Annotated in this window: 1 protein-coding gene; it reads left to right on the plus strand. The window is 70.2% G+C overall.

The window, feature by feature from the left end:
- Positions 1 to 590 (plus strand): SigB/SigF/SigG family RNA polymerase sigma factor (locus LXN57_RS47765; RefSeq protein ID WP_251804973.1); only part of this gene is annotated, 590 nt, incomplete at both ends.

Genomic DNA, 590 nt, shown 5'->3' on the forward strand with positions numbered 1-590 from the left:
TGGTTGCCGCTGGCCCGCCACCTCGCCCACCGCTACTCCGGCCGCGGCGAGCCCACCGACGACCTGATCCAGACCGCCACCGTCGGCCTGATCAAGGCCGTCGACAAGTTCGACCCTTCCCGCGGGGTGGATTTCGCGGGCTACGCCATCCCCACCATCATCGGCGAGATCAAGCGCCACTTCCGCGACCGCACCTGGTCGGTCCGGGTGCCGCGCCGCCTGCAGGAACTGCGCCTGGCCATCACCGAGGCCAACGCCACCCTCACCCACAGCCTGGGCCGTTCCCCGACGGTGGCCGACGTCGCCATCCACCTGGGCGTGACCGAGGAAGACGTCCTCGAGGGCCTGGAAGGCGCCCGCGCCTACAACGCGACGTCGCTGTCCACGCCGATCAGCGCCGACGGCACCACCGAGCTGGGCGACACCCTCGGCGGCGAGGACTACGAATACGAACTGGCGGAGACCCGCGTCGCCCTGGGCCCCGCCCTGGCGACCCTGGACGAGCGCGAGCAGAAGATCCTGACGCTGCGCTTCTACGGCAACCTGACCCAGTCGCAGATCGCCGACCAGATCGGGATCAGCCAGATGCA

Source organism: Paractinoplanes hotanensis (assembly GCF_023717965.1).
Classification (GTDB): Bacteria; Actinomycetota; Actinomycetes; order Mycobacteriales; family Micromonosporaceae; genus Actinoplanes; species Actinoplanes polyasparticus.